Source organism: Bradyrhizobium sp. LTSPM299, from assembly GCF_000938235.1.
In the GTDB taxonomy this organism is placed as follows: Bacteria; Pseudomonadota; Alphaproteobacteria; order Rhizobiales; family Xanthobacteraceae; genus Bradyrhizobium.
The window spans coordinates 215,562-235,064 of sequence record NZ_JYMU01000085.1; the positions used below are offsets into that span (position 1 = coordinate 215,562).

Annotated in this window: 21 protein-coding genes; 3 read left to right on the top strand and 18 right to left on the bottom strand. The window is 59.3% G+C overall.

Annotated features, from left to right (window positions below; translation table 11 throughout):
* Position 1 precedes the first annotated feature (1 nt).
* The 6 genes from UP10_RS36760 to UP10_RS36785 all read right to left on the bottom strand — a co-directional run bounded on the left by UP10_RS36760 (position 2) and on the right by UP10_RS36785 (position 6,026).
* Positions 2-1,525: an ABC transporter substrate-binding protein gene (locus UP10_RS36760; RefSeq protein ID WP_044592030.1), complete on the bottom strand. Its 1,524-nt coding sequence runs from the start codon at positions 1,523-1,525 to the stop codon at positions 2-4.
* 190 nt (positions 1,526-1,715) lie between these two features.
* Complete coding sequence (locus UP10_RS36765; RefSeq protein ID WP_044592031.1) at positions 1,716-2,363, bottom strand: TetR/AcrR family transcriptional regulator; 648 nt, start codon at positions 2,361-2,363, stop codon at positions 1,716-1,718.
* Positions 2,364-2,468: 105 nt separating this feature from the next.
* Positions 2,469-3,098, bottom strand: a complete 630-nt coding sequence (locus UP10_RS42425) for a TetR/AcrR family transcriptional regulator (RefSeq protein WP_050043998.1) — start codon at positions 3,096-3,098, stop codon at positions 2,469-2,471.
* 456 nt (positions 3,099-3,554) lie between these two features.
* Positions 3,555-4,181: a GGDEF domain-containing protein gene (locus UP10_RS43595; protein ID WP_082077460.1), complete on the bottom strand. Its 627-nt coding sequence runs from the start codon at positions 4,179-4,181 to the stop codon at positions 3,555-3,557.
* Positions 4,182-4,201: 20 nt separating this feature from the next.
* A complete protein-coding gene (locus tag UP10_RS43600) occupies positions 4,202-4,888 on the bottom strand; it encodes a GAF domain-containing protein (protein ID WP_082077461.1) in 687 nt (228 codons plus the stop codon).
* A 259-nt stretch (positions 4,889-5,147) separates the two neighbouring features.
* Entirely contained in the window at positions 5,148-6,026 is an 879-nt protein-coding gene (locus UP10_RS36785) for an SDR family oxidoreductase (RefSeq protein ID WP_044592034.1), read from the bottom strand.
* 127 nt (positions 6,027-6,153) lie between these two features.
* On the opposite strand from UP10_RS36785, the gene UP10_RS36790 reads away from it, so the two are divergent.
* The 3 genes from UP10_RS36790 to UP10_RS36800 all read left to right on the top strand — a co-directional run bounded on the left by UP10_RS36790 (position 6,154) and on the right by UP10_RS36800 (position 9,513).
* Entirely contained in the window at positions 6,154-7,335 is a 1,182-nt protein-coding gene (locus UP10_RS36790) for a thiolase family protein (protein ID WP_044592270.1), read from the top strand.
* A gap of 87 nt (positions 7,336-7,422) precedes the next feature.
* A complete protein-coding gene (locus UP10_RS36795; protein ID WP_082077463.1) occupies positions 7,423-8,403 on the top strand; it encodes an NAD(P)H-dependent flavin oxidoreductase in 981 nt (326 codons plus the stop codon).
* A 156-nt stretch (positions 8,404-8,559) separates the two neighbouring features.
* Positions 8,560-9,513 (top strand): LysR family transcriptional regulator, encoded by a 954-nt coding sequence (locus UP10_RS36800; RefSeq protein WP_044592036.1) that lies wholly within the window; start codon positions 8,560-8,562, stop codon positions 9,511-9,513.
* On the opposite strand, the gene UP10_RS36805 is transcribed toward UP10_RS36800, so the two are convergent.
* The 12 genes from UP10_RS36805 to trbB form a co-directional block, all read right to left on the bottom strand.
* On the bottom strand, positions 9,492-9,728 hold the full coding sequence (locus UP10_RS36805) for a DUF2274 domain-containing protein (protein ID WP_044592037.1): 237 nt from the start codon (positions 9,726-9,728) through the stop codon (positions 9,492-9,494). The genes UP10_RS36800 and UP10_RS36805 overlap by 22 nt on opposite strands.
* 10 nt (positions 9,729-9,738) lie before the next feature.
* Positions 9,739-10,902, bottom strand: a complete 1,164-nt coding sequence (locus UP10_RS36810; protein WP_082077464.1) for a TraB/TrbI/VirB10 family type IV secretion system protein — start codon at positions 10,900-10,902, stop codon at positions 9,739-9,741.
* A 62-nt stretch (positions 10,903-10,964) separates the two neighbouring features.
* On the bottom strand, positions 10,965-11,963 hold the full coding sequence (gene trbG / locus UP10_RS36815) for a P-type conjugative transfer protein TrbG (protein ID WP_044592038.1): 999 nt from the start codon (positions 11,961-11,963) through the stop codon (positions 10,965-10,967).
* Positions 11,960-12,643: a conjugal transfer protein TrbF gene (gene trbF / locus UP10_RS36820; protein WP_044592039.1), complete on the bottom strand. Its 684-nt coding sequence runs from the start codon at positions 12,641-12,643 to the stop codon at positions 11,960-11,962. The genes trbG and trbF overlap by 4 nt, the downstream gene beginning before the upstream one ends.
* 103 nt (positions 12,644-12,746) lie before the next feature.
* Positions 12,747-13,103, bottom strand: coding sequence for a VirB8 family type IV secretion system protein (locus UP10_RS36825; protein WP_156180635.1), 357 nt, complete (start codon positions 13,101-13,103; stop codon positions 12,747-12,749).
* Between the two features lie 47 nt (positions 13,104-13,150).
* Positions 13,151-14,341, bottom strand: coding sequence for a P-type conjugative transfer protein TrbL (gene trbL / locus UP10_RS36830; protein ID WP_044592041.1), 1,191 nt, complete (start codon positions 14,339-14,341; stop codon positions 13,151-13,153).
* Complete coding sequence (trbK-alt, locus tag UP10_RS46830) at positions 14,341-14,712, bottom strand: putative entry exclusion protein TrbK-alt (protein ID WP_082077465.1); 372 nt, start codon at positions 14,710-14,712, stop codon at positions 14,341-14,343. The genes trbL and trbK-alt overlap by 1 nt, the downstream gene beginning before the upstream one ends.
* On the bottom strand, positions 14,712-15,443 hold the full coding sequence (gene trbJ / locus UP10_RS36835) for a P-type conjugative transfer protein TrbJ (protein WP_044592042.1): 732 nt from the start codon (positions 15,441-15,443) through the stop codon (positions 14,712-14,714). Before trbJ ends, trbK-alt begins: the two co-directional genes overlap by 1 nt.
* Entirely contained in the window at positions 15,440-17,881 is a 2,442-nt protein-coding gene (trbE, locus tag UP10_RS36840; protein ID WP_044592043.1) for a conjugal transfer protein TrbE, read from the bottom strand. The genes trbJ and trbE overlap by 4 nt, the downstream gene beginning before the upstream one ends.
* A gap of 4 nt (positions 17,882-17,885) precedes the next feature.
* Positions 17,886-18,155: a VirB3 family type IV secretion system protein gene (locus UP10_RS36845; protein ID WP_044592044.1), complete on the bottom strand. Its 270-nt coding sequence runs from the start codon at positions 18,153-18,155 to the stop codon at positions 17,886-17,888.
* Positions 18,155-18,484 carry a TrbC/VirB2 family type IV secretion system protein gene (locus UP10_RS36850; protein WP_044592045.1) on the bottom strand — a complete coding sequence of 110 codons (330 nt, stop codon included), beginning with the start codon at positions 18,482-18,484 and terminating at the stop codon, positions 18,155-18,157. Before UP10_RS36850 ends, UP10_RS36845 begins: the two co-directional genes overlap by 1 nt.
* Complete coding sequence (gene trbB, locus UP10_RS36855) at positions 18,481-19,401, bottom strand: P-type conjugative transfer ATPase TrbB (RefSeq protein ID WP_044592046.1); 921 nt, start codon at positions 19,399-19,401, stop codon at positions 18,481-18,483. The genes UP10_RS36850 and trbB overlap by 4 nt, the downstream gene beginning before the upstream one ends.
* Positions 19,402-19,503: the final 102 nt, after the last annotated feature.

Consider the following 19,503-nt stretch of genomic DNA (forward strand, 5'->3'; position numbering starts at 1 on the left):
TTCAACGTAGCCAGATTTCGGACGGTCGGACCAACCCGTCCGGCATCGCCGTGAAACCTTGCACCTTTTTGCTTACGATGACGCCATCAGCGGGATGGAACAGGAAGACGTAAGGCAGCTCTTCGGCGAGGATTGCGGAAATCTTTGCGTAGATTGGTTTGCGTGCTTCCATATCGGTCGTGGCCATGCCCTGCTCGAGCAACGCATCGATTTGGCTGTTTTTGTAGTGCGTATAGTTCGACGAAGGCGTGACATCGGCGAACTTCGAATGAAAAAACGAGTAGGTATTGATATGTGGGTCGGATCTGCCGGTGAAGCGGTACAGCGAGGCAACGAACTGCTTCGACGACATGTTCTGAACGAGTCTATTCTGGTCGAGCGGCTGGAGTTCGGCCTGAATTCCAACCGCAGCCCACATCTCGCTTAGCGATTGCGCGATCCTCTGAGCTGCGGGTCCATTGTTGTGTTGGAGAACGAACTTCACCGGCTTGCCGTATGACTCGACCAACGATTTCGCGAGAGCCGGATCAAATTTTGGATAGTTGGGTACAGGCTGATTGGCCCACATGCCGGGTCCAAATGGACTGTACGCCAGCGTAGGAATGCCAAATTCCAATGTCTTGCGCAAGAGCTCCCGGTCAGTGGCATGGGCGATTGCCTTGCGTATCCTGATGTCGTCGAACGGCGGTTGCGTCAGATTCAAATAAACGCCGTCGTAACCGAAACCCGCCGGCTTATAGACGATGAACCGCGAGTCTTTTTCCGATTGGGCCACGAACCGGCTTGGGGACTGGAGAATGATGTCGGTTTGGCCGGACAGGAAGGCGGCCTGCGAGGTCTCCGAATTCTGAAAACCGCGGAACACGACCTGATCCAGATAAGGTCGGTTGGGCTGCCAATAATCGGGATTGCGGACGTAGATGAGACGACTGTTCCGAATCCATTCCTTGAATTTGAAAGGCCCCGTGCCTACCGGCTTGATGCCGATCTCGGAAGGGTTAGCTAGAAACGCCGTAGGAGACACCATGGTTCCTGGAACGTCCGCGAGCAGCGCGGGAAAGGCGGCGTTGGCAAATTGCAGTCGGAACTCCACCGTCATCCCGTCGATCGCGACGACTTCCTTGATGTCCTGCATCTGGCTCAGGCAGCGGCAATTGTTCTGCGGGTTCCGGAGACGCTCGAAGTTCGCGACGACGGCGTCTGCGTTAAATGGCGTCCCGTCGTGAAATTGCACGCTGGGGCGCAACTTGATTCTGTAGACTTGGCCCTCTGCTAGAACTTCATAGCTCTCGGCGAGGAACGGAACGGGGCGCCCATGTTCGTCAATATCGAACAAGGCTTCGTAGACCGGCCGGGAGAACTGGCGCTCGGTGAAAGTTCCGGTCCGCAACGGGTCGACGACCGGCGGGTCCTGGGCAAGGCCGATCGACAGCGTGCCTCCGCGCTGGGGCCCTTCCTGTGCCGTAATAGGTGCCGAACAAAGCACGCATATCGCAGACAGCGCTGCAAGAAAGATCGAACGCAAGAATACCTCCCAACAGCGTCTCGGACTAGATTTTTCGTACCGATAACATTTGTTGGGCGGAAAGCAAGTGTTTATCGCAGCTGTTGTGCTCCCCTGATTTTGATGAAGGGTGAATAAGGCCCGTATTGTCTTGAGTAAGCTGTACTCGTCCGGCGGACCTTTGCCGGCCCAATTGCTTTTGTACTAAGCCTTAGGGCGCAAGTGTGCGTCTTACCGAAGCAATGAAAGCGTTTCTGAGTTCTTCGAGATCAAACGCTCCTGAATCTATCAACCACATAGTGATCGTCGCGCGAAGCGCTCCCAGGATCATGGTCGCCTGCGCTTCGACGTCGATGTCTGGACGAATTTCACCGTTCGAAATCCCTATCTTTATCATCTTAGCCAATCGGCCGATCGAGCGGTTATTCAGGCCGGTGATAGTTGGACGCAGAGCCACCTCACTGAGCGACTCGGCGATCACCGCTTGAAGTGCGGTGGCGTGTTTACGCGAACGGGGTCCTACGGACAGGTATGTCTCGATCGAACCCAAGAGTGATTCGAGGCCGGGTTTAAACTGCGGCGTCTCCGCGAGCCGGTTTGCGAACCCATCGACAATATGAGTCGCGATAGCCTCGAGCAGACCGGTCTTATTGCCAAAATAATGCGCCGGGAGCCCGCGACTATAGCCCGCTGCAATGCCCACGTCGGCGAGGGTCATCCCATCGACCCCGTGTATCGAAATGATCTCGGACGCAGCCGTTAACATTCGCTTCTCAGCCTCATCGCGCCGCTCTGCATGAGTATGAGGTCTCTCCAGGGAGCTCCGTTTTGCGGTCATTTCGGAAATCTTCTTATCCATAATGCCTTCCGGTTATCCTTGTACGTTCCAGTCCCTAAATGGCGGGGTTTCTCTGGCCTACATCGCGAACGAATGCACCGATGAGCCGAAAAAGCTTCGAGCGGGCTACGTCTCCACCGCAAGGTTCCGTCTAGCGAACTCAGTAAGCTCACGCTTCGTTTTGGGAAGGTTGACCTTCTCGGAGGCCAAAACCCCTTGGGCGCGGACACCTCGGATCAGGGCGAGCAGTGTGGCGGCCTCAGCCCTGGGATTGATCCTCTTCCTAATCTCCCCGTTTGCCATTCCGGTCCGTATTTCATTTTCGATCCTTTGAAGCGCCGCCCGGTTATATTTCTTGAAGACGTCTCTCAATCCGGACGTATCGAAAAGCGCTTCCTTCTGCATTAGGTACATGGCCCTCGCCGCCTCAACGCTTCGCACCGTACAAGACAGCTCCACAATCTGAACTATCGTTTCGAGACCCGGCTCGGCCTTCTTTCCGGCTAGGAGAGAGGCATACCGCTCGTGAACGTATTTCGCGGTGGCCTGAAGGAGCCCATCCTTTGTCTTGAAATAATGCGTGGCAATGCCTCGGCTGTAGCCCGCAGCCTCGCCTACTTCCGCTAATGTAGTGCCTTTTACTCCGCGATTCGCTATCAACGAAAGTGCAGCCTGAAGCAATGCACCTTCCGCTGCTTCGCGGCGGTCGGACTGCGTTCGCCTCAACGGCTCTTTTACGTTCAATTTCGGCGCCATAGGGTGTCTCTGAATGTGCACAACATGATAGCACTATCCGATTTACGGAGTTGAAAAAAGGCAACTCAGCAACACGTCTGTTGTCTTACGCGGGGCAAGCAGGTTCCTATCCACCTTCGTAAAGTATCCATCGGCCCCCGCTGGAATCATTTGCTCGGGCTGCCGAGGCGGCTGAAATCGGCCCAGCACGCACTACCAACCTAGTTGTTGATCAAATAACAAAAATACCGTAAGGGCAAGGTAGCTTGCGGGTCCTTTTGACGCGGCCAGACCTCATGCTGATATGGGCAACGGCAAGACCATCATGATGCGGGAGATCGATGTGCCGATCCGCGTCAACAGCCGCCACTGGGGCGGCTTCCGCACCGCATACAAACTTTAGCCGGCCCAATACGGAGGAAACTGCTTACTGGCGGAGATGACTCCGCGGCCCTTCAGCCAGCTAAGTTTTGCTTCTCAGACTCTTGAATGCAAATTAAGGATTGAAGTACCCTTGCCGAGGTCAACTTCGGGTTCGCCTGGTTGCAGGCTTGGAGACTGCAAAAGAGACGCGTAAGGGCTTGCAGTGGCCTCCGCTGGAACTACCTGGCTAAATAGGGAACCATGTCCTTCACCATGGGCCTCGATTGCCTTGGAACAGAAGCGTACGCCATTCTTTCCCCCGCCTTTGGCAAGATACATTGCTGTGTCGGCGTTTTTTGTCAGCGTCTGCTCGTCAGTGCCGTCGCCCGGAAACATTGCGACGCCAATACTGGCGGTGACCCGGCATTCCTGACCACCCAACAGAACCGGCTTAACAGCGGCCGATAGGACTTCATTTGCGACTTTCGCCACCTGTTGATGGCTCGTTATCTCTTGAAGAATGATGACGAACTCATCGCCCCCGAGTCGGGCGACGACATCGCCTTCGCGCGCGGTAGCCTGAAATCTCTTTCCAATTTCGACAAGAAGCGCATCTCCATGAAAATGGCCAAGCGTATCGTTGATGGTCTTGAAGCCGTCAAGATCGATGAACAAGAGAGCGAATTCTCGATCGTGGCGCTCCGACACCTCAATCGAAGTCTTCAATAGATGACCGAACATACCGCGGTTTGCCAGTCCTGTCAGTCCATCATGAGTTGCGAGATATTTGATGCGCTCGTCAGCCTTCGCCTTTTCGTCGGCTCGGTCGAAATTTGCGAGTGCGAATGAATCGCTTCGTTCGTTTGACTGAGAGCAATAAACATTCGCGCGAGCCGCTCGTTCGCTTTGTCCGATTGCCGACGCCGTTCCTCTCGTTCAAAATTGTCGAGCGCAAACGAAACGTTTGTAATCATTCGATTGAGAAGACGTTCGCTTTCGACATCGAGCGCGTCAGGTTCATCAAAATCAAACAGGAGCGCGCCGATACTTGCGCCATTTTTCTTGATCGGTACCGCGGCCACTGATCGCGCTGCACCGCAATTCACTTCCTCTTGCCGATCGCAATCGTTATGACGCAAGCAATCGTTCGAAATCAATGGACGACCCGTTCGAAAGGCGATTGCAGCAATTCCCCGACTAAATCCCGATAGCTGATCCGCGGAAAATCCGAGGACTGGAGGCCCAGTCTGATCACCGCAAGCCGCGACCACCCGCATCCAGGTGTCATCCTCGGCAAGCAGCGCTGCAGCACCGAGCCGCCCCCCTCCCGCGACTGCAGCATCGCAGACCCGTTTATACAGGTCGTTTTCGGACGCACTTCGAAGAATTGCTTCGTTAGCGGCGCTAAGTGCCACAAAAGCTCGAAAATTGGCCTCGCCCGATGCCATGCTCCTCCCCCCAGGAAGCTGCTCTGTGGTGATCCTGTAACAGAGAGATACAGGTTTGCGCCTAAGTTGCGGTTACGGATTAGGGTAAAATATCGGTATAGGACGTCCCGACTCGAACCGTTGTGATGACTCTCGGGGTGTAACGCCTAAGCCGACGTTTCGCCGAACCCTCTGAATTTTATGGGTTCACGCCCCAGTCGCGGTCTGGTCTCGCAAGCTAAGCAACTCACGGTCAAGTCCCGAAAAATAGTTGCAATCTCTACGAAGTGACTTGCGCGGATCTGCTGACTGGCATCGAGGCGCGCTGTTTCTCCCAGTCTTCATCGGTCCAATTAAGCATCTCTCGTACACCGCCCCGAGCTCCACCAAGATAGCGTGAGCCGCCGTCGATCACGACAGTCTCGCCGGTAATATAACCAGCGAGATCAGAGACCAGGAAGGCGCAAAGGTTGGCAAGCTCGATATGCTTGCCAGTACGCCGCAATGGTATGCCCTCGTGCGAGCTGGTGGCGCTTCCGGCAGGTGTCAGGCGCGACGTTGCTCCCTCCGTTGGGAAGCTACCTGGCACAACTGCTACTAGCCGAATTCCCTTCGGGCCCCACTCCACCGCCAGACTCTTGGTCATCGCTTCGATGCCAGCCTTCGCCATGGCAGAGGGGACGGTAAAGGGTGCCCCCATCAACGCTGAGACTGTGAGAATGCTAAGGACCGTCCCTGGCCGGTTTGCTTCGATCCATCGTCGGCCCATGCCGGTCGTGCAATAAGCACCGCCGTGCAAGCAAATCCCAAGAACTGAATCGATAGCGCGTGACGAAAGCTTGTGGGTTTGGGCGATGAAGTTACCCGCTGCGTTGTTGACAAGGACATCCACCTTTCCGTTCCACCAGGCGTCATCGAGCATGCTTTCGACGCTCTCTGCAGAACGCACGTCGCAAGCTATGGTCTGCACCGTTCTGCCAAAGGCCTGTTTGAACTCCTGCGCCGTCGCTTCCAGGACTTCCAACCGTCGGCCGCAGATGATGAGGTCCGCTCCCAATTCCATGAAACGATGACCCATGCTCTTACCTAGGCCGGTGCCACCACCAGTAATCAGGATACGCTTTCCTTTTAGTAGATCGTCGGCAAAGTCTGCTGTCACGATGTCCTCACTCCCGGCTAATGAACCTTGACAACGCCTTTTTAGTCGTAAAATACTTGTTATTCAATAAGCAAGCTAAGGTCGGATCGAATGTCGGATATCGGTCCCTTTTTGGAGTGAAGTCATGTTGAACGAACCTGTGATCGTCGACGCGGTGCGCACGCCGATGGGACGAGGCAAGCCCGGAGGAGCCCTATCAAACGTTCATCCAGTGGATTTGCTTGCACACGTTCTCAAGGAACTCGTACGGCGCAACAGCTTGGACTCGGGACAGGTTGACGATGTCATCGTGGGCTGCGTGAGCCAAGTCGCTGAGCAATCGGCTACGCCGGGGCGAATGGCGCTGCTCGCGGCGGGCTTTCCGGTACATGTCCCCTCGACGACGATCGATCGCAAGTGCGGCTCTAGTCAGCAGGCCGTGCACTTCGCCGCACAGGGGATCATGGCTGGCGTCTACGACGTGGTTATCGCCGGCGGCGTCGAATCGATGAGCCGCGTGCCGATGGGATCGGCGCGGCTGAACGCCGATTCAATTGGAACCTCCGTACGCGAGCGATTTGCGCCTGGATTGGTCTCTCAGGGGATTTCGGCAGAGATTGTCGCAGGAAGATTCGGCCTGTCACGCAGAGATCTCGACTTGTATTCCGCAAACTCCCATCAACGCGCAGCGAGAGCGCAGAAGTCTGGACAGTTCGACAACGAGATCATTGCCCTCGACGGCCCAGGCGGGCGGATTGAGATCGACGAAACGATCCGGCCCTCCACAACGCTGGACACTCTGGCGACCTTAAAGCCATCGTTTGTCGACGAACAAGCCGGCTCGCGATTTCCAGAGATTGGCTGGCGTGTCACCGCCGGAAATTCTTCGCAAATTACCGATGGGGCCTCGGCCGTCTTGATCGTGAGCCGCCGGGCCGCAGACAAGCTCGGCTTGAAGCCACGGGCCCGCTTCGTGGCGTTCGATGTTTGCGGTGACGATCCGCTTCTGATGCTCACCGCTCCCATTCCCGCCACCCGTCGGGTTCTTGAGAAGGCTGACTTGGACGTGGGCGCTATCGATCATTTTGAAGTCAATGAGGCGTTCGCTTCGGTACCGCTGGCCTGGCAGAAAGAATTTGGTGTCGACATGACGAGGCTTAATCCCAGGGGCGGCGCAATTGCGTTGGGACATCCTCTTGGAGCTTCTGGGACCCGTCTCATGACCACGATGCTGAATGCCCTGGAGCAGACGGGCGGCCGATATGGCCTCCAGACAATGTGCGAGGCCGGAGGAATGGCAAACGCCACCATCATAGAGCGTTGTCTATAGGGCTTAGTTCTCATCGAAATCATCCGATTATAGCGAGCGGGCAGTTGTCCGGACGCGACCAGAAATTGATCAGAAGGGAATAGACGGTTGAAGACGAGATTTACAGAATTGGTCGGTATCGAACATCCGATTGTCCAAGGGGGCATGCAATGGGTTGGTCGCGCCGAACTCGCCGCGGCTGTCTCGGAAGCTGGCGGCTTGGGGATCATCACCGCACTGACGCAGCCAACGCCGGACGATTTGCGGAAGGAGATCGCCCGCGCGCGGGAACTGACTAAGAAACCGATCGCCGTGAACCTCACGATCCTCCCGACGATAAAGGCGCCGCCCTATGCAGAATATCGCCAGGCGATCATCGACAGCGGCATCCAGGTCGTCGAAACCGCCGGCAACAAGCCGCAGGACCATGTCGAGGAATTCAAGAAGAACGGTATCAAAGTCATTCACAAATGCACGAGCGTCCGACACGCGCTTTCAGCCGAGCGCATGGGGGTCGATGCCATTTCGATCGACGGCTTTGAGTGTGCAGGTCATCCGGGTGAAGACGACACCCCGGGCCTCATTCTGATCCCGGCAGCGGCTGATAAGGTAAAGATCCCGATGATCGCCTCGGGAGGATTCGGCGACGGGCGCGGGCTCGCCGCTGCACTTTGCCTCGGTGCGGAAGGCATCAATATGGGCACACGCTTCATGGCGACGAAGGAAAGCCCGATCCATCAGTTCGTGAAGGAACAGATTGTCGCGAACGACGAGCGGTCGACAGAATTAATCTTCCGCACGATGCGTAACACCTCTCGTGTTGCCAAGAATCCGATAAGCACACAAGTCGTCGAAATGGAGCGACAAGGCGCCAAGTTCGAGGATGTTCGCGACCTCGTTGCTGGCGCCCGCGGCAAGCAGGTATACGTGACAGGCGACTGGAGAGACGGGATATGGTCTGCGGGACAAATCCAGGGACTGATCCACGACATTCCGACGTGCGCCGAATTGATAGCGCGCATAGTGCGCGACGCAGAGACCATCATTAGGGACCGCATCGGTGCGATGATGTCGGGCAACCAACGCTGAACACGACGTTCCGTTGCACCGATGTTCTGTGTACTTCTTTAGGGGTTGTTACCGCTCCCAACGAGGGAGCGGTCCTTTCGTCGCCAAGCGCTGCTTGGCGACAGCGACTCTATTTGCGTCGCAATCTTGAACTTCAGGAGGAACGTGGTGAAGCATATGGATCGCGACTCCAAATCGAGGAATGTCCCCCGTCGTAGCCTAACATCGGCCGTCGACCTCGTGCATCTACGATATGCCGTCGCGGCCGCGGATCACGGGAGCTTTCGGCAGGCGGCCGAAGCGTTATTACTTCCGCAAACAAAGTTGAGCCGTTGCGTTCGCCAGCTTGAGGAACGCATCGAGCTGATCGTCTTCGAGCGATCGAGTGGTGGCGTACGAGCCACACAAGCGGGCCGCGACTTCCTTCGCATGGCGCGGTCTATTCTCGAACAGATGGACACGCTAATGGCGAGCGCGCACAGCGCCGGCCGCGGAGAAGCCGGCCGACTGGCGGTCGGCTTCTATACGTCCCTTTCGGCCGGCAACTTACGTGCAACGCTCATTGATTTTGCGCAACAGTTTCCACGAATAGAGGTCGGCATGACCGAGAGTTCGCGGACGCGTCTCACTACGGCCCTCCGCAATGGTGCGATAGACGTCGCGATCGTCACCGGCGAGACACCGCTCCTGGACAGCAAAATCATGTCGCTTTGGAGCGAGCGCGTCGTGGTCGTACTGCCAGAAGGCCATCCACTTGCCGACGGCGAGGCCGTCTATTGGACCGATCTGAAGGGAGAGACGCTTCTAATGAGCCGGCACGACCCCGGGCCCGAGATCCAAGAACTCCTCCTTACCAAGCTTGCCTCACCGGGAGACCGGCCCAAGGCGGTCTGTCACGGCGCGAGCTGGGCGAATATTAAGAGCCTCGTAGGAGCCGGATTCGGAGTCAGCCTTGTGACGGAATCTGATGTTGGCACCAGCTTCCCTACTCTGTCCTATCGGGAACTCCGCGACGGCACCGGCCCGAGCCGGATCGGCTACTCGGCCCGTTGGAGGGCTGACAACGATAACCCCGCACTGGCAAGCTTTCTGAAGATGCTGGGGGACCGCTATCCCTCACCAGCCGTTTGATTCCTGCGCCGCGCTCTTGCGAAGGCACGGTCCGTTGCCATGAACCGCGCCAGCATAGGCGCGACAAGCTTCTGCGGATCCGGGATCGGCTGTCCGGTTTCGCGCGCAAGTACCGCGGCGTATGCAAGGAGATCGCGGTGCACGGGTGCGGGGAATTCGACCGTCAGCTTCACTGGCTTGTCGTCAGCGATGAGGCCGAGCTTGAGCTTTGCCATGTTTATGACCTCACCCCTTGTATGGCGCAAGCATGAGGTCACGATTAACGATCACACGCACCGGAAAACCCGGCCGGATCGTCAGCGTCGGCTGTACGTTGAGATTGCGCTGAACGATCTTCTGTCCAGTCTGATTCAGGCTATCGCTGGTTCCGAGCCGAAGCGCCTGAATGAGACCCCCGTTGTTGCCGGTACCACTATCGGAGCCGGCACCGAGTTCGCTTCCAACGCCAAGCAGCGTGGACAGAAACGCGGCCTTGAACAACGCCCCCCAGTGATTATCGACCTCATCCTCCAGACCAGCATAGCCTGCAGTGTCGGCGCCGGGCTGACGTTCTAGCACGATCGAGCGACCGTTCGGCATGATCAGGCGGCTCCAAACCAGCAGCACGCGTGACTGTCCGAACGAAACCTGGCTGTCGTAAACGCCGATCAGTCTCGTCCCTTGCGGAACGAGAAGGAAGCGCCCGGTTGGGCTGTCGTAGACATTCTCGGTCACCTGAGCGGTGATTTGGCCTGGTAGATCCGAGCGAATGCCGGTGATGAGTGATGCCGAAATAATATTGCCGGCCTGCACCACAAAAGATGAAGCCGGTGCCTCAATCCTGTCCGGGCTTGTGGTACGCCGGTCGACGGAAGCATTGACGAAGGCAAGTTTGCGATCCTGGCCGTTCTGCGTGAACGTCTCGTCTGCCGCGGGTTGAGCTGGTTGGGTCGATTGGCTCGACGTGGCCGCCGCAGCACTGGCCGAAGCCAGCTGACCGGTCAAGGAGGCCAGCTCGCGAATGCTGGTGGAGGCAAACAACTTGCTCAGACGGGCGGCTTCGATCTCCTGCCCTATGCGCTGTTGCTCCCCATCAACGGAAGGGATTACCCCTGAAGGCGCATTTTGCGCGTTCAGCATCGGACGACCAAGATCGCCTGGTAACGCCGGCCCGAGCGGCGGAGCTTGGCGGGGTACGCCAGCATAGTCTCGTGGAAGACCGGTCAGTCCGTCGGCGACATTGTGATGATCGGTCGTATAGAGTTCAGACGGCGCGGATGTATGCGAGCGATTGTTCTGCAGCGCCCAAAGTACCGCGCCGCAGATTGCAAGCGATCCGATCGCAGCCCCTCCGGCCAGGACCTTTCGGGAGAGCCTGGTGACGCGGGGGCGCTCCGCGCGCAAACGCATCGATGCCGCCCGGTCTGGCTCATTGTCACGTCCGGGTCGAATGTCGGGTTCCGGCTCCAGACTCACCGCAGCCTCCCGTCCGTGCGGCTGATGCGGACGGTCTGCTGATGTTCACCTCCCATGCGGAGCTCAGCCGCGGCGAACAGTCGGTCCACAATATAATAGTTCTGCCTCACGCGATAATTGACGAGCTGACCATCCCCCTCAGGCCCGATGACGAACAATGGCGGCGCCTCTCCCTGTGCAATCCCGCTGGGCATCTCGATATAGACTTTGGACCCATCGTCGAACGCGGAGACCGGACGCCAGGGAGGGTTGTCGCCTTCTATCGCGTAGCGAAACCGCAATCGCGAGATATCGACACCTTCAACAATTGGCGTGGCTGCCTCGGCACTCGCGTTCTGACGGCGCAGCGCGATCAATTGGTCCTGCGCATATTGCCAGGACACCGACGCCATGTAGGTCTTCTCCGCAGAGCGAAGCTCTAAGAGATAAGTTCGGCGATCTGTGTTGATCACGAGATTAGAGACGAGGTCGGGCCTCGTGGGTTTGACCAGTATATGAATGCGTTTGGTCGGACCTGCCCCACTCTCGGTATCGCCGATGATCCAGCGCACCGTATCCCCGGCCGCGACCGGGCCGGAACCCACAAGCTGCTCGCCTTCCTGCAAGGCGACGTCAGTTACCTGTCCAGGTGCGGCATAGACCTGATAGAGCGCGCCCGACGAGAATGGGTAGACTTGCACCGCGTTGATGTAACCGTTGCGAGTCGGCTGCACCCGGGCCGCGGCATTGGCTTTCTCGATCCGTTTACGGGGATCGCCAGACTCCGGCTTCGAAGGCGTCCCATGCAGCGGCTTGAGTTGACCTGGAAGCGGCAGCAGCTTTGGTAATTCGACGACCTCCACCGGCTTGGGCGGATCGGCGAGTTGCACGGCCGGCTCTGCGTCATCATAGGAGATCTGCGGCGGAGGCTTTAGTGGAACAGCGCAGCCGGCCAGCGCGGAAACGGAAAACAGCAGAACCGGCAATGCGGTTTTGCGAATGGAAGATGATCTCATTGCCCCAGCTCCTTCGACCAGTTGATGGCGTTGACGTAGACCCCAAGAGGATTCTTGCGCAGGCGATCGGCATCGCGCGGCGTGTCGATCACGACAGTGAGGATCGCGGTCCAGCGCTCGGTCGCACTTAAGCTACCGTTCTCGTAAGAACGCTGGATCCAGGCGACCCGGAACGAGGCCGGTGAAGCGCGGATGACGCTGGTGACCTCAACCGAAATTTGCAGCTTGCCCAGATTGGCAAAGGGATCGTTGGTTCGCGCATAATCGTTGAGGGCGGCGGCGCCGCGGTCCGTGGTGAAGTCGTAAGCGCGCAGCCAGTCCTGGCGCAGCACGATGCCGTCGGCTGGCAATCCGCGCACGTCCTCGATAAAGCGCGCCAGATGGAACACGATCTGCGGATCGGTCGGCTGATAGCTGCCGTCGGCCGGTGCCACTGCCTGGGCCTGACCGACGTGATCGACTTGGACAACCCAGGGCGTCACCGTGCCGCGAAGGGATTGCCAAACGAGAGCAGAAGCGAGACCGCCAGATAGCAACAAGCAACCGAACGCCATCAGCCGCCAGTTCTTAGCCTGGACCCTGGCCGAGCCAATACGCTCGTCCCACACTTGCGCTGCCTTCTGATAGGGAGTTTCGGGCTTGGGGGTGCGGCCGTAGCGCACGGAAGATCTTCTAAACATCAGCGTTCACCTTGAGTAAGAAACGGCGTAACCGCCGTGATCAAAGATGTCGGATCGCACGTTACACGTGACGGGACAGACGTTGGGCTTAGGGCCACGGGTGTCATGCGTGGCGGCCCTCGCAGACGGCCCGCCAGACGGCGCAGTCGCAATTAAGCTGTCCGCAATCCCGGCAACGGCGACGCTGAACAGCGATGCCCAGTCCGCGCGCGTCGGCCAGCACGTGAGCTAGATGAAGGGTGCCTCGCGGTCGACCCGGCAGATCATCAATGTCTTCCGAGGTAATGTTCTCGATCTGTACGAGACGATTGACATCGACGATCCAGATGACTTGCCAGAGCAGTCCGGACACCATGCTAGCCGAAACCAGCCACAAACCAATCACCGGCACACTTCGACGCGTCGCCTGAGCTACGGCGGAATCACCCTGTCGGTTCCAGACCTTATCGTCTCGATACATTGCACATCCAGGCGCGCAGCCATCGCCTCCGCGTGAGCGCTTGCGCATCAACGTTCTCCTTCGGAGAGATCAACTGATGCACCACCACCCGCATGATCGGCGGAGCGAACCGAATGGGTTGCCGCGGAGGCACCCTGGCTTATGGTCTGCGCGCGCTTCATACGCGTTGCCCAGGCTGGCGGCCCGTTGGCGGAAGGCGACCCACTGGAAGCTGTGCCCTGCCCTACTCCACCGGCACTCGACGCTGCTACTCCCACAGTACGAGGGAGAGGGCTCGCGACATTTGAAGCTGCGGCGACAACTGACGCACTTCCTCGGGCCGCACCGGCCAATGCTCCCCCTGCTGCTCCCGCCGCGAGCCCGGCACCAGCCACGCCAGCGGCAACCACGCCTCCCGCAGCAACCCCCGTACCGATTGCGGCGCCAGCGCCGAGTTGCGGACCTCCGGACACAATGCCGTTGGCGATACCGGGGCCGAAAATGCCCAAGCCCAACAGCGAGAGCGCCGCCAGCACCATCGACATGGCACTTTCGATGGTCGGCTGATTGCCCCCGAATCCCGTTGTAAACTGGGAGAATAAAGTCGACCCAATACCGACGATGACGGCGAGCACCAGAACCTTGACACCCGACGAGATGACGTTACCGAGCACACGTTCGGCGGCGAACGCCGTCTTGCCGAACAGGCCGAACGGGATCAGCACGAATCCCGCCAATGTCGTCAGCTTGAACTCGATGAGCGTCACGAAGAGCTGGATCGCCAGGGTGAAGAAGGCCAAAAGCACGACGATCCAGGCGAACAGCAGCACCACGATCTGCACGAAGTTCTCGAAAAAGCTGACGTAGCCCATCAAGCCGGAGATCGAATCGAGGATCGGACGGCCGGCATCGATCCCGACCTGCGCGACCCGGCCAGGGCTCAGGAAATTCGAGGTGGACATGCCGGTACCGGATGCCTTGAGGCCAAGCCCGGCAAAACTCTCGAAGACGATACGGGCTAGATTGTTCCAGTTGCCGATCAGATAAGCGAACACGCCGACGAACAGCGTCTTCTTCGCCAGCCGCGCAATGATGTCCTCATCCCGAGCCCAGCTCCAGAATATGGCCGCGAGAGTGATGTCGATCGCCGCAAGCGTTGTGGCGAGGAATGCCACCTCACCGTTGAGCAACCCGAAGCCTGAATCGATATAATTGGTAAAGACCGAGAGAAAGCTGTCGATGACGCCGGTGCTGCCCATCAGCGTGCCTCGTCCTGTTGAGGTTCGACTTCGCGTGGCATGACCCGGTCCTGGTTCTTCACCGGCGCAGAGGGCGGAGTCAGGACCGGATCGATTGAAGATTGCGGAGGTCTCCCCGACCCAAAGAACTGGCGACGGTTCTCGGCCCACGCGCGCCGGCAGGTCTCGAGCGGGGCGGCTTCATCTGATGTGATCGTTCGGCAGCGAGCGAGTTCTTGGACAAGTGCCTCCGCGGCGCCATGCTCAGGCGCGGCAAGAACTACGTTCGGTTCGCTTTGCCGGCTCCGTACGATCGTCAGCGCGACGATCAACACGACAAGACCGACGGCTGCGATCCGCGCAAGCTGACGAGGTGTGAGGTGCGGCATCATTAGTGAAACATCTGAACAGTGGAGGGCTGGTAGCCGACGCCGGGTGTGAGGAAGCGACGAAGTTGCTCCCTGCCCTGGTCCTGTGCAGCCGTACGCTGGGCGGCATCCAAACTCTGGGCGCGACCTTGCGCTGCGACGGTCGCAGTCAAATCGGCCAGTTGCTGAGCCTGCAGGGCCATCAGCTGATTACCGGCTTGTGTTGCCTGCAGCGCACCAGTCGCTGACTGACTCGACGTCACCAGCGCCGACGTCTGGGTGCGGTTGGTGTCGAGATTGCCGACAACACCGGCTTGAACCTTGAGCGCGTCCTGAAGCGCGGCAACTGAAGTCTGCCAGCGGGACTGCGCGTTCGCTATCAGCGCCTGGTTGGATATGGATGCTGATGCCGGCGCGTAAGTCGTGGAAAAGGCGTTGTTGATCTGCTGGACGTCGTAGGCGATCCGCTGGGCCTGGTTCAGAAGCTGTTGGGTGCGCTGGATTGACTGCTGAAGCTGCTGCAATGACGAAAATGGCAGGTTGGCGAGGTTCCTCGCCTGGTTGATCAGCATCTGGGCTTGATTTTGAAGCGACGTGATCTGATTGTTAATCTGCTGCAGCGCCCGAGCGGCGGTGAGTACGTTCTGCGCGTAATTGTTGGGATCGAACACCACGACCTGCGCCGAAGACGAAACATCCAGCGACACGATCGAGATTACAAAGGCACCTGCCGCCACGAGATGACGGATTCTCATGACAATGATTCTCCGTTCGAGAGATTTGGGAGGATATCGGCAGCCCACCCGACGCCGCGGTGAGCGAGCCAGCCAGCAACGAAACTGTCGCGGCCATGTTCGGCGAGGACCTTTTCCATCGCGGCCTGATCGGACTTAGATGAAGCGGCGGTAAAAGCCAGCGCGACCTTCCCAAGACCGAGCTCGAACAGTCGATTCCCGCGCCGCGACTGGCAGTAGTAATCGCGCTTCGGTGTTGCCCGGGCGAGGATCTCGATCTGGCGGTCGTTCAGACCGAAGCGGCGGTAAATGGCTGTAATCTGCGGTTCGATCGCCCGCTCATTCGGCAGGAATAGGCGCGTCGGGCAACTCTCGATGATGGCGGGTGCGATAGCCGAGCCGTCGATGTCCGATAGCGATTGGGTCGCAAAGATCACCGAGGCGTTCTTCTTGCGCAGCGTCTTCAACCACTCGCGGAGCTGGCTAGCGAAACCCTCGTCGTCGAGCGCAAGCCAGCCTTCGTCGACGATCAGCAACGTCGGACGGCCATCAAGGCTGCCCTCAATGCGATGGAAGAGATAGGCCAGTACCGCGGGCGCTGCGGCGGTCCCAATCAAGCCCTCGGTTTCAAAGGCCTGGACTTCGGCCTCTCCCAACCGCTCAGCCTCGGCGTCGAGCAGACGGCCATAGGGACCGCCGAGGCAATATGGTTGCAGCGCCCGCTTCAGGGGCTGCGACTGCAGCAGCACGGATAACCCGGTGAGCGTGCGCTCGGCGACTGGTGCCGAAGCCAGTGATGACAGCGCGGACCAGAGGTGGTCCTTTGCCTCCGGCGTGATGCTGATTGTTTCCCGCGCCAGAATATTCGCGATCCATTCCGCAGCCCAGCCGCGTTCCGCGGCATCGTCGATCAAGGCCAGGGGCTGCAGAGCGACCGGTTCGCTGGCATCATCGGACAATGCGCCGCCGAGATCGTGCCAATCGCCATTCATCGCCAGTGCAGCGGCGCGGATCGAGCCGCCGAAGTCGAATGCGAATACTTGGGCACCTGCATAGCGCCGGAACTGCAGCGCCATCAGCGCCAGCAGCACCGATTTGCCGGCGCCGGTCGGCCCCACCACCAGCGTATGGCCGACATCCCCCACGTGAAGCGAGAAACGGAACGGGGTCGAGCCCTCGGTCTTGCCGAACAACAGAGGCGGTGCATCGAAATGCTCGTCGCGGATAGGTCCAGCCCAAACCGCGGAGAGCGGAATCATATGGGCGAGATTGAGCGTCGATACCGGCGGTTGCCGCACGTTGGCGTAGACGTGTCCCGGCAGCGAGCCGAGCCATGCTTCCACGGCGTTAACGCTCTCCGCCATGCAGGTGAAGTCGCGCCCCTGGATGACTTTCTCGACCAACCGGAGTTTTTCGTCGGCAGCACGCGGGTCGCCGTCCCATACCGTTACGGTTGCTGTGACGAACGCCTGCCCGATCGCGTCTGACCCGAGTTCCTGCAGCGCGGCATCGGCGTCCATTGCCTTGTTATGGGCATCGGTGTCGACGAGCGTCGAGGCCTCGTTGGTCATCACCTCCTTGAGGATTGCGGCGATCGACTTGCGCTTGGCGAACCATTGACGACGGATCTTGACCAACAGCCTGGTCGCGTCAGTCTTGTCGAGCATGATCGCGCGGGTCGACCACCGATAGGCAAAGGCCAGCCGATTGAGTTCGTCCAGAATCCCGGGCGTTGTGGCGGTCGGGAACCCGACGAGGGTGAGAACACGCAGATGCTTGTCACCGAGCGACGGCTCAAGGCCTCCGGTCAGCGGCTGGTCCGCCAGCAATGCATCGAGATACATCGGGATCTCGGGCAAGCGAACGCGCTGGCGGTTGGTCGAGACAGTGGAGTGGAGGTAGGTCAGCGTTTGCGTGTCATCGAGCCACCGGATCTCGGGCATGAAGCCCTCGACGAGTTGGAGAACGCGGTCGGTGCGATCGACAAAACCGCGCAAGACCTCGCGGGCATCCGCGCCTTCCTGGCGGTCGCGACCTTCGTAAAGAAAGCGCTCGGCCCGCGCGGCGTCTTCAGGTGGCGGGAGATATAGGAAGGTCAGAAAATAGCTCGACTCGTAGTGGGCGCCCTCCTCCTCGAATTCCTCACGGCGTTCCAGGTCGACCAGGGCTGAAGCCACGTCGGGAAATTGACTTGGCGGATACCGACCAGCAGCATGACGCTGCGCCTCAACGAAGACCGCCCAACCCGAACCCAGCCGCCGGAACGCGTTGTTCAGGCGGCCGGCGACGCCGACCAGTTCGGCCGACACGGCGGAATCCAGATCCGGTCCACGAAACTTCGCGGTACGTTGGAACGAGCCGTCCTTGTTGAGGACCACCCCTTCATCAACGAGTGCAGCCCAGGGCAGGAAATCCGCAAGTTGCGTGGTCGACCGGCGATATTCTGCGAGGTTCATCATGGCTTCAAATCCCCAAATAGCCGGCAATGCGAAGGTGCCGGCGCACCACGTCGACGAATTGCGGATCACGCTTTGCGGCCCACACCGCCGCGGCCTGCCCCATCACGCCCAAGAGAATTCCAGCGATCCACAGCCGCAGACCGAGACCGAGTGCTGCCGCCAGCGTGCCATTGAGGATGGCGACCGCACGCGGCGCCCCGCCAAGCAGGATCGGTTCGGTCAAAGCGCGATGCACCGGCACACTGAAGCCAAGGATCGGTTCAGATCCTTCCATCACACCAGCACTCCACCACCGAAGGAGAAGAACGACAGGAAGAAGGAACTCGCCGCGAATGCGATCGACAGACCGAACACGATCTGGATCAGCCGTCGGAAACCACCCGATGTATCGCCGAAGGCCAATGAGAGACCGGTGACGATGATGACGATCACCGCGAGGATCTTGGCGACAGGACCTTCAACCGATTGCAGGATTTGATTGAGTGGCTGCTCCCACGGCATGTTTGAGCCAGCAGCCCAGGCAGGAATTGAAGTCAGAGTGACGATACAGGTGATTGTCGCCGTTGCGGCGCTTCGATGGATACGACGACGTTCTTGGGTCATGGTTGATCTCCGATGGCGTGAAGGACGTAGTCGCTGTTCGGCCCCAGCCCCTCGACGCGGGCGAGCTCGGCGAGACGCCGATTGGACCCGCGACCGGCTAGTACGGCGATGAATTGAATGGTCTCGGCGATCAGCGCGCGGGGAACGGTGACGACGGCTTCCTGAATCAGCTGCTCCATCCTGCGTAGCGCGCCGAGCGCTGAGCCGGCATGAATAGTACCGACGCCCCCGGGATGGCCGGTGCCCCACGCCTTCAGCAGATCGAGTGCCTCCGCGCCGCGCACCTCACCGATCGGAATGCGATCCGGCCGTAACCGCAGCGCAGAGCGGACCAGATCAGAGAGTGAGGCAACGCCGTCCTTGGTACGCAGCGCAACAAGGTTCGGGGCCTTGCATTGGAGCTCGCGGGTGTCCTCGATCAGTACGACCCGATCGGTGGTCTTTGCGACCTCCGCCAGCAGCGCATTGGTGAGTGTTGTCTTGCCAGTCGAGGTGCCGCCAGCCACCAGGATATTGCGGCGATCGGCAACGGCTGTGCGCAATGCCTCGGCCTGGTCCGCACGCATGATGCCGGCGGCCACGTAGTTGTCGAGGGTAAAGACCGCGACAGCGGGTTTGCGGATCGCGAAGGCTGGCGCCGCCACCACCGGCGGGAGCAAGCCTTCAAACCGCTCGCCGGTTTCGGGCAATTCAGCTGATACCCGCGGTGAACCCGGATGCACCTCGGCACCGACATGGTGTGCGACAAGGCGTACGATGCGTTCGCCATCATTTGGCGACAAACGCTCGCCGGTGTCGACCAGACCGCCCGCCAGCCGATCGATCCAGAGACGACCGTCTGGATTGAGCATGACCTCGACAACTTGGGGGTCTTCCAGGAAGAGCGCTATGGCTGGACCGAGCGCGGTGCGCAGCATGCGTGCGCCACGCGAAGTCGCTTCCTGATTGAGATGGTGAATTGCCACTTGCGTCCCCAGCGTGGCGACCGCGAGCTACGGTCGTGATGTCGGGGATGATTA